The organism is Paraburkholderia sp. WC7.3g (assembly GCF_050436345.1).
In the GTDB taxonomy this organism is placed as follows: domain Bacteria; phylum Pseudomonadota; class Gammaproteobacteria; order Burkholderiales; family Burkholderiaceae; genus Paraburkholderia; species Paraburkholderia podalyriae.
The window spans coordinates 728,858-743,923 of record NZ_JBNDMA010000002.1 but is presented as its reverse complement, the minus strand read 5'-3'; the positions used below and the strand labels follow the sequence as shown (position 1 = coordinate 743,923).

Genomic DNA, 15,066 nt, shown 5'->3' with positions numbered 1-15,066 from the left:
ACCCAATTCATCCGTTTACGAGGATCGATCACATGACAAAACTGAACATCGCAGCGGGCACCGCCGAAGCGAGCGCCGCCAACAGCAATCCGACCGCAGCCGCTACCGAAGCGAAGCCGCTCGCGCGCTGGCGCGTCGCCGATATCGTCGCGCTGTACGAACTGCCGTTCAACGACCTGCTGTTTCGCGCGCAGCAAACGCATCGCGAGCATTTCGACGCCAATGCGGTGCAACTGTCGACGCTGCTGTCGATCAAGACCGGCGGCTGCGAAGAGGATTGCGCGTACTGTCCGCAATCGGTGCATCACGACACGGGTCTCGCGGCCGACAAGCTGATGGCCGTCGACGACGTGCTCGCCGCCGCGCAGGTCGCAAAGCAGAACGGCGCGACGCGCTTCTGCATGGGCGCCGCGTGGCGCAATCCGAAGGACCGCCACCTGGAGCCGATCAAGGACATGATCCGCGGCGTGAAGGCGATGGGCCTCGAAACCTGCGTGACACTCGGCATGCTCGAAGCACACCAGGCACAAGCACTGCGCGATGCGGGCCTCGACTACTACAACCACAATCTCGATACGTCGCCAGAGTTCTACGGCCAGATCATTTCGACGCGCACGTACCAGGATCGGCTCGACACGCTCGAACGCGTACGCGACGCGGGCATCAACGTGTGCTGCGGCGGCATCGTCGGCATGGGCGAATCGCGCCGCGAACGCGCGGGGCTGATCGCGCAGCTCGCGAACATGGAACCGTATCCGGAATCGGTGCCAATCAACAATCTGGTGCAGGTGCAAGGCACGCCGCTGACGGGGACCGAAGCGATCGATCCGTTCGAATTCGTGCGCACGATCGCGATTGCGCGCATCACGATGCCGCGCGCGATGGTACGTCTGTCGGCCGGCCGCGAGCAGATGGACGAGGCGTTGCAGGCGATGTGCTTCCTCGCGGGCGCGAATTCGATTTTCTACGGCGACCAGTTGTTGACCACCAGCAACCCGCAGGCGGAAGCGGATCGCAAGCTGCTCGCGCGTCTGGGGATTCACGCTGAAGCCGCGCAGCAGATGCCGGTCGAGCAGAGTGGGTGCGAGCGTGCGTGTGCTCATGAGCATGGGGAACATGGCGTGGCGAATTGAGTCGCGGAATCGCTGCGCCGCCAAGTCGCATGCGCCAGACGAGAAATCTGGTGCTTACTTCCGATCAACAGTAACCTGATCGAACGTCCCCCCATCAGGCGCGGCGTGAAGCGGGATTCTAGCGATTGCTGCCCTCGCGCGCAGCGCCACACGGCGCTCACACGAGCGCATGCTGTGGCCTTTCGATGGCCTCTTCGCGAAAGCGCAGCGGCGCCGCGCAATGCACGAGCGTATCGACGAAATACTTCGCACGCGGCCACGGACCGAAGCCCGCCGCCGTGTTGATATGCCCCGCGTCGCCGAGATTGACGAACGCGCTGCCGAAGCGCCGCGCGAGATCGCGCGCGTCGGCGAGCGTCATCCACGGATCGGTTTCGCTGCCGATCAGGATCGACGGCACGCCCAGCCGTCGCGCGTCGAACGGTCCCGCGAATTCGAACTTGCGCGGACTTGCCGGCGCGACGAACAGCACGCCGACCACGTCGCTGACGAGCGCGCCTTGCTGGAACGCATGCGCAGTCGCGAGGCAGCCGAAGCTATGCGCGGCCAGCACGAACGGACCGCGTTCGCGCGCGAGCAGATCGCGTATCGACTTCGCCCATAGCGCGAGATCGGGCGCGTCCCAATTGGCCTGCTCGACGCGCAACGAGTGCGCGAACTGCCGCTCCAGCCATGTTTGCCAATGCGCGCCTTCGCTGCCGTGCAGGCCGGGAACGGTGACGAGCCGCGGCGGCCAGTTCGAACGGGTGCATGAAAGCATGTGCGTGCCTCGCTGCGCAGGGAATTCGGGCAATCATTGTCCCGCTCGGTCGCGCGTCGATGAACCAAGTTTTTGTGCTTTAGTTATCGGGCAAACGAAGACATGCGCGGTGCGCGCGGGGTCGACACCCACGACGGAGTCCATCTCAAAGCGCATGTCCGTGCACAAACGCACGCGATTTGCGTCGAAAAAGTAGAATGAAGCCTATCCAGAACGGGAGGAGTCCCGATGCCGCACGCGTCGTCCCATTGCCATGGCGCGCTCCGGGTCCGCCCCGCTCATGCTCACATCGACGCCGACGCATTCCGGACCGCATGAAAATACTCTTCTACGCACCGCACACCGAAGCCGCCGCGTGGCTGCACGACTTCGCGCGCGCCTTGCCCGCGGCCGAGCTGCGCGAATGGCAGCCCGGCGACACCGCCCCAGCCGATTTCGCGGTGGTCTGGCGTCCGCCGCGCGAGATGCTGGCCGGCCGCAATGCGCTGCGCGCGATCTTCAATCTCGGCGCGGGCGTCGATGCGATTCTCGCGCTCGAACGCGCGCACCCAGGCACGTTGCCGCCGAAGGTGCCGCTGATTCGCCTCGAAGATACCGGCATGGGCGCGCAGATGGCCGAATACGTGACGCATGCGGTGCTGCGCTATCTGCGCCGCTTCGACGAATATCAGATGCTGCAACACGAGCGCCGCTGGCAAGTGCTCGAGCCGCATCAGCGCGCAACGTTCACGGTGGGCGTGCTCGGCCTCGGCGTGCTCGGCACGCAGGTCGCTCGAACGCTCGCTTCGTTTGGCCTGCCGGTGCGCGGCTATAGCCGCGGCGCCAGGCAGATCGACGGCATCGCGACGTTCGCCGGCAATGCGCAGTTCGATAGCTTTCTCGACGGCGTGAAGGTGCTCGTCAATCTGCTGCCGCATACGCCCGACACCGAAAGCGTGCTGAACGCGCGAGCCTTCGCGAAGCTCGCGCGCGGCGCGTATCTGATCAACGTCGCGCGCGGCGCGCATCTGGTCGAAGCGGATCTGCTCGCCGCGCTCGCAAGCGGCCAGCTCGCCGCCGCGACGCTCGACGTGTTCCGCGAAGAACCCCTGCCCGCCGATCATCCGTTCTGGCGCGAGCCGCGCATCACGATCACGCCGCATACGTCGGCGCTGACGTTGCGCGAAGACAGCGTCGCGCAGGTCGCGGACAAGATCGGCGCGATGATGCGCGGTGAACAGGTGAGCGGCGCAGTGCAGCTCGAACGCGGCTATTGAGTGAAGAGTGAACCCCGCGCTCGCGCGCGTCGCACGCGCGCGGGCTGAATTGAATTGCCGCAACACGGCAACGCCCATCCTCGATGGGACAGCGATAAACCGCATCGGATCGGAGACACATCATGGCCTTACCGAAGCAAGTGAAAATCGTCGAAGTGGGTCCGCGCGACGGGCTGCAGAACGAGAAGGACTTCGTGCCGACGGCGATCAAGATCGAGCTGATCAACCGACTGTCGACGGCGGGATTCCGCAACGTCGAAGCGGCGTCGTTCGTCTCGCCGAAATGGGTGCCGCAGATGGCCGACGGCGCCGACGTGATGGCTGGCATCGAGCGCCGCGCTGGCACCATCTACTCAGTGCTGACACCGAACCTGCGCGGCTTCGAAGGCGCGCTCGCCGCGCGCGCCGACGAGATCGTGATCTTCGGCGCGGCGAGCGAGGCGTTCTCGCAGAAGAACATCAACTGCAGCATTGCGGAGAGCATCGAGCGCTTCGCGCCGGTTGCCGCAGCGGCGAAAGAACATCAGCTGCGCATTCGCGGCAGCGTGTCGTGCGCGCTCGGCTGTCCGTATCAGGGCGAGGTGCCGGTCGCGTCGGTCGTCGACGTCGTCAAGCGCTTCGCGGCGCTCGGCTGCGACGAGATCGATATCGCCGACACGATCGGCGTCGGCACGCCCAGGCGCACCCGCGAAGTGTTCCAGGCGGTGACCCAGGTGTTTCCGCGCGAGCGCCTGTCGGGGCACTTTCACGACACCTATGGCCAGGCGCTCGCGAACATCTATGCAGCGCTGCTCGAAGGAGTCGAGATTTTTCATGCATCGGTCGCGGGGCTCGGCGGCTGTCCGTATGCGAAGGGCGCGACCGGCAACGTCGCGACCGAAGACGTGCTGTATCTGATGAACGGCCTCGGCATCGAGACCGGCATCGACCTCGCGCAAGTGGTTGAAATCGGCGACTTCATTTCGAACGCGATCGGCCGGCCCAACGTGTCGCGCGCCGGTAAAGCGCTGCTCGCGAAGGCGCGCAGCGAAGCGAACACCTGCGTATAACCGCAGCATCCATTTTCATTCAGGGTCCCAAACGATGAACGACCTCACGTCCTTCGACTCCGACGATCTCGCCGCGCTGCCCGACTCGGCCCGCCGCGTCGCACTGCTACTGCGCGAACGCGGTCACGCGGGGCGGATCGTGATGCTGCCGGACACCGGCAAGACTTCCGCCGAAGCGGCCGCCGGACTCGGCTGCTCGGTCGCGCAGATCGCGAAGTCGATCCTGTTCCGGCGCCGCGAAGACGACGCCCCGGTGCTCGTGATCGCGAGCGGTGCGAATCGCGTCGACGAAAAGAAAGTGGCCGCGCAGGTCGGCGAGATCGGCCGCGCGGACGCGAAGTTCGTGCGCGAAAAAACCGGCTATGCGATTGGTGGCGTGTGCCCAGTCGGTCATGCGACCGAGCCCGTCACGCTGATCGATGCCGATCTGCTCGCGCTGCAGAGTCTGTGGGCCGCCGCCGGTCATCCCCATGCGGTGTTCAATCTGACCGCGCAGGAGCTGATCGCATTGACGGGCGCGCCGGTCGTTGATGTCGCGTTGCGTGAGCCGGCCTGAACACGATGGCGAGCTGCAACGATTACGATGACAAGGGCGACGGCGGTTGCGTGCCGTCGCCTTGCATCAGCGTGTGCAGAATGGATGCATCGACGGGCTGGTGCGAAGGATGCCTGCGCACGATCGACGAAATCGCCGGCTGGTCGATGCTCGACGACGACGCGAAGCGCGCGGTGTGGGACGCGATCGAAGCGCGCCACGCGGAATTCATGGCGACGCGCACACCATCGACGACGAAGGACAAGCAATGAACGCCGCGCCGCGCATCGTGACGCCCGGTGAGACGTTCAGCTCGACGCTCGAGTTGTCGGTGGATTCAATCAAATCGTTCGCGACGCTCGTCGTCGATCTGAACCCGCTGCATCACGACGAAGCGTATGCCGCGCAAAGCCGCTTTGGCGGCTTGATCGCGTCGGGCACGCAACCCACCGCGTATTTCATGGCGCTGCTCGCCACGCATTTCTCGACCTACGCGCAGCCGCTGGGTCTCGAATTCGATATCAAGCTGAAGAAGGCCGTGCACGCGCACGACACGCTGACGATCACGTGGCGCGTGCGCGACGCTCACTGGAAGCCGAGCCTGAACGGCGACCTGACCTTCCTCGAAGGCTCGGTGGTCAATCAGCGTGGGGAGCTGATGTTGACGGGCACGTCGACGATCCTCGTGATGCCGAAGCCCGACGCAGACGCAAACGCGCACGCGCACGCCATGATCGCGCTGCCCGCATCGATCCGGGTTTTCGAGCGCGGCTGGCTGTCGTCGAACAACGTGCTGCTCGTCGACGACACATGCGCCGCGCTGGTTGATACCGGCTATGCGACGCACGCATCGCAAACGGTCGCGCTGGTACGCAATGCGTTGCGCACGCGGCCGCTCGATCTGATCGTCAACACGCACCTGCATTCGGATCATTGCGGCGGCAACGCACTGTTGCAGGCTACGTGGCCGTGCCGCACGCTGATTCCGTCATCCGAAGCCGCTGCCGTGCGCGACTGGGACGAAACGCGCCTCAGCTTTCGCGCGACTGGTCAAACCTGCGAGCGCTTCGGCTTCACCGGCACGCTGGCACCCGGCGCACGCTTGCGGCTGGGCGCGCTCGACTGGCAGGTGCTCGGCGCGCCCGGCCATGATCCGCATTCGCTGATGCTCTATTGCGCGGACGAACGCTTGCTGATCAGCGCGGATGCGCTGTGGGAAAACGGCTTCGGCGTGATCTTTCCCGAACTCGAAGGCGAAAGCGGCTTCGCCGAGCAGCAAGCGGTGCTCGACCTGATCGCAACGCTCGACGTGCGCGTCGTCATCCCGGGCCACGGCGCGCCGTTCGCGCATGTCGAAACGGCGCTCGAACGCGCGATGTCGCGCGTCGCATGGTTGCGCGCCGATCCCGCGCGCAACGCAAAGAATGCGCTGAAAGTGCTAATCGTATTCAGGCTACTCGAAGTCCGCGAGATGAGTGAGGACGCGCTGCTGCGCATGCTCGACGACGCGACCGTGATGCGCGCGGCCGCGTCGATGCTGAAGCCGCGCGGCGAATGGCCCGCGTTGCTGAAGGGAATGATCGGGGAACTCGCGGCGAACGATGGGCCGCTCGAAGTGGACGGCACGCGCATTCTCGCGCGGCGTTGAACCATGATGTGACCGGTTCGGCCGGCGCGGCGGAACAGCGCACCGGAACGCAAAACCGTGCGCCCAAAAAGAAAACCGCTCGACGAAGCGAGCGGCGGAACATCTGTTGGACGTGATCAGCGTCGCTATCAATGATACGCGTGTGGGTTTTTGCATCGCATCGGTGATTTCCCTACGGAAATTTGACGCCACGTTTTACCAATGCACACACGATCTGTCATCGAACGGCGTTAGGCGCTCGAATGTGTACACGTTATTCCGGAATCCGTAGCAATATACGATCGAATGTCGAATCGGCATCACGTGGACGGCAAACGCTTTTTCTGCGGCACGATCCGCCACCCGAGATTGACGCCCGCCGCCGCCAGCAGAATCAGCGCCGCGCCGAGCACCTGAATCCATGCAAGCGTCTGTCCGAACGCAAGCCGGTCGACAATGATCGCGACCACCGGATAGATGAACGACAACGCGCCCGTCATCGACGTCGGCAGCTTCTGAATCGCGCCATACAGCAGCACGTACATGAGCCCGGTGTGGACGACGCCGAGCACGGCGAGTTCGAGCCACTGCGCGCCGCTTGCCGGCAACGCATCGAAGCGCACGAACGGCGCGAGCAACAGCACGCCGAGCGAGACCTGGATCAGCGCGAGCAGATGCGGCGGCGTGCCCTTCAGCCGCTTCGTGATGATCGACGACACCGCGTACATCGCCGCCGCACCGACCGCGTAGGCCACGCCGACCAGATACTGCCCCGGCACCGCGAGCACGGCCGGCTCAACCTTCACGACGAACACGAGCCCGACGAACGCGACCACGAGCCACGCGATCGTCGATGCGCTGATGCGCTCGCGAAACACCAGCGCGCCGAGCCCGACCAGCATGAACGGCTGCGTGTTGTAGACGGCCGTCGCCATCGAAATCGACGCGCGTGAATACGCGGCGAACAGCAACACCCAATTCACGACGATCGCCGCGCCGCCGAGTAAAGCGAGGCCGAGCATCTTCCACGAGAACAGCTCGCGGCGAAACAGTCCGAGCACCGCGCACACGAGCGCAAGCGTCGCGCCACCGAAGATGCAGCGGAAAAACACCACGTTGAAAGGGCTTTGCTGTGACGACACGACGAGCCAGCCGATCGTGCCCGACATCAGCATCGCGATGCTCATCTCCGCCGCGCCGCGGCGGATGTCGCTGGACGTACCGCTTGCGGTGGGCGCGGAAGCCTTGTTCGAAGCCATGATTCGATCCGGGATTGATGCCTGCATGACTGGCAGTGTAATTAATCCGCCCGCGCGAATACATGGCTAAACTTAAGCGTTTCCGCGTTTTCACCTGATAAACGAAGGCCATCATGAGCAAACGCCTTGCGTCGACCGCACCGATCGCCCTCGACGACACCGACCGTGCGCTGCTCGCCGCGCTCGCGCAGGACGCGCGCCAACCGGTCAGCGAACTCGCGCGCATCGTCGGCTTATCGGCGCCCAGCACGGCCGAACGCGTGCGACGGCTCGAAGCGCAAGGCGTGATCGAGCGTTTCACCGTGCAAATCGATGCGCGCGCGCTCGGCTTCGCGCTGCAGGCGATCGTGCGTGTGAAGCCGCTGCCCGGCCAGTTGCATCTGGTGGAGGAGGTGATCCGGCGCATTCCGGAGTTCGTCGAATGCGACAAGGTGACCGGTGACGACTGTTTCATCTGCCGCCTGTACCTGCATTCGATCGAGCAGCTCGACGAGATCCTGTCGAAAGTGACCGAGCGCGCGGAGACCAGCACCGCGATCGTCAAGTCGACGCCGGTTGCGCGGCGGTTGCCGCCGCTCGGCTAGCGAAGATCCATCGAAGGTCCAACGAAGGCCGCGCGAAGCGGCCCGTCGCTTATCGTTCGACCGCTTCGAAAAACGACAGCATCTCGGCGACCAGTTCGTCCGGCGCTTCCTCGGGCAGATAGTGCCCGCACGACAGCGCGCGGCCACTCACGTCGCGCGCGACATGTCGCCATTCGTCGAGCGCATCGAAGCATTTTTCGATCACACCCTTGTCCCCCCACAGCACCCGCAGCGGACAGCCGATCTTGTTGCCGCGCTCGATATCGGCGCGATCATGTTCGAGGTCGATGCCCGCCGACGCACGATAGTCCTCGCACATCGCATGCACCGCGCCCGGTTGTGCGAGCGCCGCCCGGTAGGCGTCGAGCGCGCCGGGATCGAACGGTGCGAGGCCCGCGTGACGGCCGCCCATCACCGCGTCGACATAGGCGGCCGGATTGGCGCCGATCAACGTTTCGGGCAGCGGTTCAGGTTGAATCAGGAAGAACCAGTGGAAGTAATGCGTCGCGAACGTGCGATCGGTGGCCTCGTACATCGCGAGCGTCGGCGCGATATCGAGCAGCATCAGACGCTCGACCGCGTCGGCGTGATCGATCGCCATTCGGTGCGCGACCCGCGCGCCGCGATCGTGCGCGCAGACGAGGAAGCGCTCGAAGCCAAAGTGGCGCATCACCGCGACCTGGTCGGCGGCCATCGCGCGTTTCGAATACGGCGTGTGCGCCGCATCGCTCGGCGGCTTGCCGGACGCGCCGTAGCCGCGCAGATCCGTCGCGATCACGGTGAAGTGCCGAGCGAGCCGCGCGGCGCAGCGCTCCCAGATCAGATGCGATTGCGGATGGCCGTGCAGCAGCAGCAGAGGCGGCCCGGCGCCGCCCTTCACTCCGAAAATATCGACATCGCCCACGGCGACGCGAAAAGGCGTGAAATTCTCGAAGGCCATGACATCTCGTTGGTCGTTTGAGGGTTCGTGCATTGTAGGAGGCCGACAAGTCCACGCGAGGTGGGATAACCCACGCAAACGTGGAACCTGAATACTTCTTCGAACCGTTTCAAACGGGCCTGCCGCTCGCGAGCCTCACGCTTCGCCTATAATCGAACGATCGTTCTTAAATATTCGCGGGGCTTCGGCATGCCGGTTTCGTGCGATTGCATGATGCAGTCGTCGGTCCACATTCCGCAAGCCGCGTGCCGCTAAACTCACCTCAGGCCGGGCGCGCGTCGCACCGGCAAGTTGAAAATTCATGGGACCCGAGTCAGCGTTAAGGCGCTGACTCGGGTCGACACAGGAGACCCGCACCATGGCATTGCCCGCCGCTCTGCAAAACCTCGCGCTGCCCGTCGTCGCCTCGCCGATGTTCATCGTCAGCTATCCCGAACTCGTACTGGCACAGTGCAAGGCCGGTATCGTCGGCTCGTTTCCGGCCCTCAACGCGCGCCCGGCAGAGCTACTCGACGAGTGGCTGACGCAGATCCAGACGCAACTCGCAGAGCACAAGACCGCGAACCCCGATACGGTCATCGGGCCGATCGCGGTCAATCAGATCGTCCATCAGTCGAATGCGCGGCTCGAACACGACGTGCGCGTCTGCGTCGAGCACAAGGTGCCGATCTTCATCACGAGCCTGCGCGCGCCGGCACGCGAAATCGTCGATGCGGTGCATAGCTATGGCGGCATCGTGCTGCACGACGTGATCAATCTGCGCCATGCGCAGAAGGCGCTGGAAGCCGGCGTAGACGGGCTGATTCTCGTCGCGTCGGGCGCGGGCGGCCATGCGGGCACGACCTCGCCGTTCGCGCTGGTCGGTGAGGTGCGGCGCATTTTCGACGGCCCGATCGTGCTGTCGGGCTCGATCGCGAACGGCGGCTCGATTCTCGCCGCGCAGGCGATGGGCGCGGACCTCGCGTACATGGGCACACGCTTCATCGCCACCAAAGAAGCGCACGCGGTCGACAGCTACAAGCAGGCGATCATCAACGCGAAGGCGTCGGACATCATCTACACGAATCTGTTCACGGGCGTGCACGGCAACTACATCCGCGAGAGCATTACGAACGCAGGGCTCGATCCCGATGCGCTGCCCGAATCGGACAAGACCAGGATGAACTTCGGCGGCGATAAGGCCAAGGCGTGGAAGGACATCTGGGGCGCGGGCCAGGGCGTCGGCCTGATGGACGACGTGCCGGACGTCGCGGAACTCGTGCGGCGTCTGAAGCAGGAATACAACGACGCGAAGGCGCGGCTCGGCATCGCGCGCTGAGGTGAAGAACGGGGCGGGCCGGGCCGCCCGCTCGCGGCCTACATATTGCGCCGATACTGCCCGCCCACCTCGAATAGCGCGTGGGTGATCTGCCCGAGCGAACACACACGCACCACGTCCATCAGCACCGCGAACACGTTGCCGTCGTCGATCACCGCGCGCTTGAGGCGTTCGAGCGCCTCGGGCGCGGCGTCGCGGTGGCGCGTCTGGAAGTCACGCAACCGCCGCAGCTGACTCTGCTTTTCCGTGTCGGTGGAACGCGCGAGCACCAACGGCCGCGGCGCTTCACGCGGATGCGCGCTCAGGAACGTATTGACGCCGACGATCGGATACGAGCCGTCATGCTTGCGATGCTCGTACAGCATCGACTCGTCCTGAATCCGCCCGCGCTGATAGCCGGTTTCCATCGCCCCTAGCACGCCGCCGCGCTCGGTGAGCCGCTCGAACTCGGCGAGCACCGCTTGCTCGACCAGATCGGTCAGTTCGTCGATCACGAAGCTGCCCTGATTCGGATTCTGGTTCTTCGCGAGCCCCCATTCGCGATTGATGATCAGCTGGATCGCGACCGCGCGGCGCACCGATTCCTCGGTCGGCGTCGTAATCGCTTCGTCGAACGCGTTGGTGTGCAGCGAGTTGCAGTTGTCGTAGATCGCGATCAGTGCCTGCAGCGTCGTGCGAATGTCGTTGAAATCGATCTCCTGCGCGTGCAGGCTGCGGCCCGACGTCTGCACGTGATACTTGAGCTTCTGGCTGCGCTCGTTCGCGCCATAGCGCTCACGCATCGCGATCGCCCAGATGCGTCGCGCGACGCGGCCGAGCACCGTGTACTCCGGGTCCATGCCGTTCGAAAAGAAAAACGACAGATTCGGCGCGAAGTCGTCGATCGACATGCCGCGAGCGAGATACGCCTCGACGTACGTGAAGCCGTTCGCGAGCGTGTACGCGAGCTGCGAGATCGGGTTCGCGCCCGCCTCGGCGATGTGATAGCCGGAAATCGACACCGAATAGAAATTGCGCACGCCGTGCTCGACGAAATACGCCTGGATGTCGCCCATCACCTTCAGGCTAAATTCGGTCGAGAAGATGCAGGTGTTCTGCCCCTGGTCTTCCTTCAGGATGTCGGCCTGCACGGTGCCGCGCACGTTTTCGAGCGCGGCGCGGCGGGTTGCGGCGAGTTCGCCTGCGTTCAGCGCTCGGCCTTGCTCCGCTTCCTTTCGCGCAATCTGCTGGTCGATCGCGACGTTGAAGAACATCGCGAGGATCGTCGGCGCGGGGCCGTTGATCGTCATCGAGACCGACGTGTTCGGCGAGCACAGGTCGAAGCCGTCGTACAGCGTCTTCATGTCGTCGAGCGTCGCGACTGACACACCCGAATTGCCGACCTTGCCGTAGATGTCCGGGCGCTCATGCGGCTCCTCGCCGTATAGCGTCACCGAGTCGAACGCGGTGGATAGCCGCTTGGCCGGCATTCCCTCCGACAGCAGCCTGAAGCGGCGATTCGTCCGCTGCGGGTCGCCCTCGCCCGCGAACATGCGCGTCGGGTCTTCGGTCTCGCGGCGAAACGGAAACACGCCAGCGGTGAACGGGAAATAGCCGGGCAGATTGTCGAGCATCAGCCAGCGCAGAATCTCGCCTTGATCGACGAATTTCGGCAGCGACACTTTGCGGACTGCGGAGCCGGACAGCGTCGTGACCGTTAGCGCGGTGCGGATTTCACGTTCGCGGATGCGCACCACATGTTCGTCGCCGCAATACGCGGCCACCGTTTGCGGCCACGCGTCGAGCAGCTTGCGTTCGCGCTCGCCGAGCGCGCCGCTGCGCTGGTCGATCAGCGCATCGAGCGAGGCCGCGCCGTTGCCCGCTTCGCCGAGCATGCGGCGCGTCTCGATCAGCTGCCAGCGCTCGCGCGCGATTTGCGCCTGCGCGTCGGCCCGCTCGCGATAGCCGCGCACCGTCTGCGCAATGTCGGCCAGATAGCGCACACGCGCGGGTGGGACGATCGCGTGCAGGTTGCTCGAAAAGCGCAGACCTTCGGTCGCGCCGAGCCGTGCGCCACCCTCGCGCAGGCCGTGCGCACGCAGCGCATTAGCGATGCACCGGTACAGCGCGCTCACGCCGTCGTCGTTGAAGCGCGACGCGATCGTGCCGAACACCGGCATCGCGTCGGGCGATGTCGCGAAGTCCCCGCGATTGCGCTGCACCTGCTTCGCAACGTCGCGCAGCGCATCCTGCGCACCCTTGCGATCGTACTTGTTGATCGCAACGAAGCTCGCAAAGTCGAGCATGTCGATCTTCTCGAGCTGACTCGCGGCGCCGAACTCGGGCGTCATCACGTACAGCGATTCGTCGACGATCGGCACGATCGCCGCATCGCCCTGGCCGATCCCCGATGTCTCTACGACAATCAGATCGAAGCCCGCGGCCTTGCACAGCATTAGCGCGGCGGGCAGCGAGTCGGAAATTTCGTTCGATGCCTCGCGCGTCGCCATCGAGCGCATATAGATGCGGGCGCCGTCTCTCCAATCGCCGATCGCGTTCATGCGAATGCGGTCGCCGAGCAACGCGCCACCGGACTTGCGGCGCGACGGATCGATCGCGAGCACGGCGATGGTCAGCGTGTCGCGGTAGTCGAGCCGGAAGCGGCGGATCAGCTCGTCGGTCAGCGACGACTTGCCCGCGCCGCCGGTGCCGGTAATGCCGAGCACGGGGACCCGCGACGCTTCTGCGAGCGTCGATAGCTGGTCGCGCGCGGCGGCGTCGACGGTGTTCGTTTCGAACGCGCTGATCAGTTGCGCGAGGCGGCGGAAGATCGGCGCGACAGGATCGGCGGCGTGCGAACCAGGCGCCGTGCCGGCGCGCGCAGCATTGGCCTCATCGCAACGCGGCAACGGCCGCGCGGCCAGTTCGGCGAGCCATTCGCGCACCGGCGTCGGCCGCGCCGCGTCGGCCGCGCGCGCGGCATCGACGCAGCGCGCGATCATGTCGTCGATCATGCCTTGCAGACCGAGCCGCTGGCCGTCGTGAGGCGAGTAGATTTTTTCGACGCCGTCGCGTTCGAGCGCGGCAATTTCCTCGGGGACGATCACGCCGCCGCCGCCGCCGAATACCTTGATGCGCTCGCCGCCGCGCGCACGCAGCAGCTCGACGAGGTAGCGGAAGTATTCGTTGTGGCCGCCCTGGTAGCTCGACACGGCGACGCCGTCGGCGTCCTCGTTCAGCGCGGCGGTCGCGACTTCAGCGACGGAGCGGTTGTGGCCGAGGTGGATCACCTCGACGCCGCTTGCCTGCAGGATGCGCCGCATGATGTTGATCGACGCGTCGTGGCCGTCGAACAGTGCGGCGGCGGTGACGAAGCGCAGGCGCCGGCCCGCGGGCAGTTCGTGGCTGCCGGCACGCTGCGGCGTGGACAGATCGGTCATGTCTCCCCCAGATCACTTAACTGACGGGTGTGACAGTCAGTATATAGAAACGGGGTAAGACGGCAGCGCCGCGCGGGGCGGGCGATTGGCGGCGTTTGTTCGGTGCTCCGCGAAACCCTAGCGCACCGCCAACGCCTTGATCTGGTCGAGCGACGGCCACAGCGACTCGTTCGCGAACCGCGCCGCCAGAAAATCGACGAACGAGCGCACCTTGGCCGACAGATGCCGCCGGCTCGTGTAGACCACGTGGATCGGCAGTTCGCGCGGCGGCACTTCGTCGACGAGCAGCGGCACGAGCCGCCCGTCGGCGAGATCGCTGCCGATCACCTCGGTGCCCAGCATCGCGATGCCCGCGCCGTGCAGTACGACCACGCGCTGCGCCTCGAGCTGATTGACGATCAGGTTGCCCGACAGACGCACGCGCGAGCCCGCGTCGCCGGTCGCGACTTCGAGCGCGGACACGCCCGCGTACTGCAGATAGTTGTGGCGGGCGAGATCGGCGACGCGCTTCGGCGTGCCATGCTTGCGCAGATAGGCGGGCGACGCGCACAGCACCAGATGCGCGGTCGCGATCTGCCGCGCGATCAGCGACGACGACTTGAGGCCGCCCGGCGACGCGCGGATCGCAACGTCGAAGCCCTCGTCGATCAGCTCGACAACACGGTCGGACAGCGTCATGTCGACTGTTACTTGCGGATACTGCGCGGCATAGTCCGCGACCGCGGCCATCACGTGATTCAGGCCGAACGCCGATAGCGACGACACCCGCAGCCGCCCGTGCGGCACGACGCTCGCCGCGCCGACCGCCTGGCCGGCTTCGTCGAGTTCGGTCAGCGCCTGGCTCAGCCGCTCGTAGTATTCACGGCCCGCCTCGGTCGGCGCGACGCGGCGCGTGGTGCGGTTCAGGAGCCGCGCGCCGAGCTGTTGCTCCAGATGCATCACGTGCTTGCTCGCCATCGCCGCCGACATCTCCATCTTTTCCGACGCGCCGACGAAACTGCCGGCTTCGACCACGTGGCGAAACACTTTCATGCTGACGAGGGTGTCCATCTCGATCGCTCGCTTCGGGAATCAATCGACGCCATTTTGCCGGGTTTATCAAAAACACGGCAACAAACGCGCGTTTTCGACGGCACCCGAAAACGACAAAGCCCGCGCTCCGGACCGGAACGCGGGCTTTGCGGTG

General features: G+C 65.2%; 13 protein-coding genes and 1 pseudogene. 9 read left to right on the top strand and 5 right to left on the bottom strand.

The annotated features are described in order from the left end of the window. The first annotated feature begins 32 nt into the window (after positions 1–32). Positions 33–1,133 (top strand): biotin synthase BioB, encoded by a 1,101-nt coding sequence (gene bioB, locus OKW43_RS14940; protein ID WP_429448182.1) that lies wholly within the window; start codon positions 33–35, stop codon positions 1,131–1,133. Positions 1,134–1,290: 157 nt separating this feature from the next. Here bioB and OKW43_RS14935 read toward each other — a convergent pair whose 3' ends face one another. After that, positions 1,291–1,893, bottom strand: a complete 603-nt coding sequence (locus tag OKW43_RS14935; RefSeq protein ID WP_429448180.1) for an RBBP9/YdeN family alpha/beta hydrolase — start codon at positions 1,891–1,893, stop codon at positions 1,291–1,293. A gap of 314 nt (positions 1,894–2,207) precedes the next feature. On the opposite strand from OKW43_RS14935, the gene OKW43_RS14930 reads away from it, so the two are divergent. The 6 genes and pseudogenes from OKW43_RS14930 to OKW43_RS14905 all read left to right on the top strand — a co-directional run bounded on the left by OKW43_RS14930 (position 2,208) and on the right by OKW43_RS14905 (position 6,381). After that, positions 2,208–3,149, top strand: coding sequence for a 2-hydroxyacid dehydrogenase (locus OKW43_RS14930; RefSeq protein ID WP_187636990.1), 942 nt, complete (start codon positions 2,208–2,210; stop codon positions 3,147–3,149). Between the two features lie 122 nt (positions 3,150–3,271). Beyond that, positions 3,272–4,198: a hydroxymethylglutaryl-CoA lyase gene (locus OKW43_RS14925; RefSeq protein WP_429448178.1), complete on the top strand. Its 927-nt coding sequence runs from the start codon at positions 3,272–3,274 to the stop codon at positions 4,196–4,198. Between the two features lie 34 nt (positions 4,199–4,232). Next, the gene (locus tag OKW43_RS14920; RefSeq protein WP_429448176.1) at positions 4,233–4,754 is read left to right on the top strand and encodes a YbaK/EbsC family protein; all 522 of its coding nucleotides are present in this window, start codon (positions 4,233–4,235) and stop codon (positions 4,752–4,754) included. Between the two features lie 5 nt (positions 4,755–4,759). Next, positions 4,760–5,005 (top strand): DUF1289 domain-containing protein, encoded by a 246-nt coding sequence (locus OKW43_RS14915; RefSeq protein WP_429448174.1) that lies wholly within the window; start codon positions 4,760–4,762, stop codon positions 5,003–5,005. Next, positions 5,002–5,379: pseudogene (locus OKW43_RS14910) on the top strand (MaoC family dehydratase); the annotation flags it as partial. The gene OKW43_RS14915 and the pseudogene OKW43_RS14910, both read left to right, overlap by 4 nt. Positions 5,380–5,463: 84 nt before the next feature. Then, positions 5,464–6,381 (top strand): MBL fold metallo-hydrolase, encoded by a 918-nt coding sequence (locus tag OKW43_RS14905; RefSeq protein ID WP_429451682.1) that lies wholly within the window; start codon positions 5,464–5,466, stop codon positions 6,379–6,381. Positions 6,382–6,680: 299 nt separating this feature from the next. On the opposite strand, the gene OKW43_RS14900 is transcribed toward OKW43_RS14905, so the two are convergent. Continuing rightward, complete coding sequence (locus OKW43_RS14900; RefSeq protein ID WP_429448172.1) at positions 6,681–7,619, bottom strand: DMT family transporter; 939 nt, start codon at positions 7,617–7,619, stop codon at positions 6,681–6,683. Positions 7,620–7,732: 113 nt separating this feature from the next. Here OKW43_RS14900 and OKW43_RS14895 point away from each other — a divergent pair, with 113 nt between their 5' ends. Continuing rightward, complete coding sequence (locus OKW43_RS14895; RefSeq protein WP_187632243.1) at positions 7,733–8,203, top strand: Lrp/AsnC family transcriptional regulator; 471 nt, start codon at positions 7,733–7,735, stop codon at positions 8,201–8,203. Between the two features lie 49 nt (positions 8,204–8,252). Here the strand turns inward: OKW43_RS14895 and OKW43_RS14890 are convergent, their stop codons facing one another. Next, the gene (locus tag OKW43_RS14890; protein ID WP_187632244.1) at positions 8,253–9,143 is read right to left on the bottom strand and encodes an alpha/beta fold hydrolase; all 891 of its coding nucleotides are present in this window, start codon (positions 9,141–9,143) and stop codon (positions 8,253–8,255) included. 358 nt (positions 9,144–9,501) lie between these two features. Here OKW43_RS14890 and OKW43_RS14885 point away from each other — a divergent pair, with 358 nt between their 5' ends. Further along, positions 9,502–10,461 carry an NAD(P)H-dependent flavin oxidoreductase gene (locus tag OKW43_RS14885; RefSeq protein WP_429448169.1) on the top strand — a complete coding sequence of 320 codons (960 nt, stop codon included), beginning with the start codon at positions 9,502–9,504 and terminating at the stop codon, positions 10,459–10,461. A 38-nt stretch (positions 10,462–10,499) separates the two neighbouring features. Here the strand turns inward: OKW43_RS14885 and icmF are convergent, their stop codons facing one another. Beyond that, entirely contained in the window at positions 10,500–13,880 is a 3,381-nt protein-coding gene (gene icmF, locus OKW43_RS14880) for a fused isobutyryl-CoA mutase/GTPase IcmF (RefSeq protein ID WP_429448167.1), read from the bottom strand. Positions 13,881–13,997: 117 nt separating this feature from the next. Further along, entirely contained in the window at positions 13,998–14,930 is a 933-nt protein-coding gene (locus OKW43_RS14875) for a LysR family transcriptional regulator (RefSeq protein ID WP_187632247.1), read from the bottom strand. Between the last annotated feature and the right edge of the window lie 136 nt (positions 14,931–15,066).

Excerpts from the sequence above, each read along its gene's own strand:
- OKW43_RS14885 (WP_429448169.1), top strand. The coding sequence starts at position 9,502 with ATGGCATTGCCCGCCGCTCTGCAAAACCTCGCGCTGCCCGTCGTCGCC.
- OKW43_RS14875 (WP_187632247.1), bottom strand. The coding sequence starts at position 14,930 with ATGGACACCCTCGTCAGCATGAAAGTGTTTCGCCACGTGGTCGAAGCC.
- OKW43_RS14895 (WP_187632243.1), top strand. The coding sequence starts at position 7,733 with ATGAGCAAACGCCTTGCGTCGACCGCACCGATCGCCCTCGACGACACC.
- OKW43_RS14900 (WP_429448172.1), bottom strand. The coding sequence starts at position 7,619 with ATGGCTTCGAACAAGGCTTCCGCGCCCACCGCAAGCGGTACGTCCAGC.
- OKW43_RS14915 (WP_429448174.1), top strand. The coding sequence starts at position 4,760 with ATGGCGAGCTGCAACGATTACGATGACAAGGGCGACGGCGGTTGCGTG.
- OKW43_RS14890 (WP_187632244.1), bottom strand. The coding sequence starts at position 9,143 with ATGGCCTTCGAGAATTTCACGCCTTTTCGCGTCGCCGTGGGCGATGTC.
- OKW43_RS14925 (WP_429448178.1), top strand. The coding sequence starts at position 3,272 with ATGGCCTTACCGAAGCAAGTGAAAATCGTCGAAGTGGGTCCGCGCGAC.
- icmF (WP_429448167.1), bottom strand. The coding sequence starts at position 13,880 with ATGACCGATCTGTCCACGCCGCAGCGTGCCGGCAGCCACGAACTGCCC.
- OKW43_RS14920 (WP_429448176.1), top strand. The coding sequence starts at position 4,233 with ATGAACGACCTCACGTCCTTCGACTCCGACGATCTCGCCGCGCTGCCC.
- OKW43_RS14935 (WP_429448180.1), bottom strand. The coding sequence starts at position 1,893 with ATGCTTTCATGCACCCGTTCGAACTGGCCGCCGCGGCTCGTCACCGTT.
- OKW43_RS14930 (WP_187636990.1), top strand. The coding sequence starts at position 2,208 with ATGAAAATACTCTTCTACGCACCGCACACCGAAGCCGCCGCGTGGCTG.
- OKW43_RS14905 (WP_429451682.1), top strand. The coding sequence starts at position 5,464 with ATGATCGCGCTGCCCGCATCGATCCGGGTTTTCGAGCGCGGCTGGCTG.
- bioB (WP_429448182.1), top strand. The coding sequence starts at position 33 with ATGACAAAACTGAACATCGCAGCGGGCACCGCCGAAGCGAGCGCCGCC.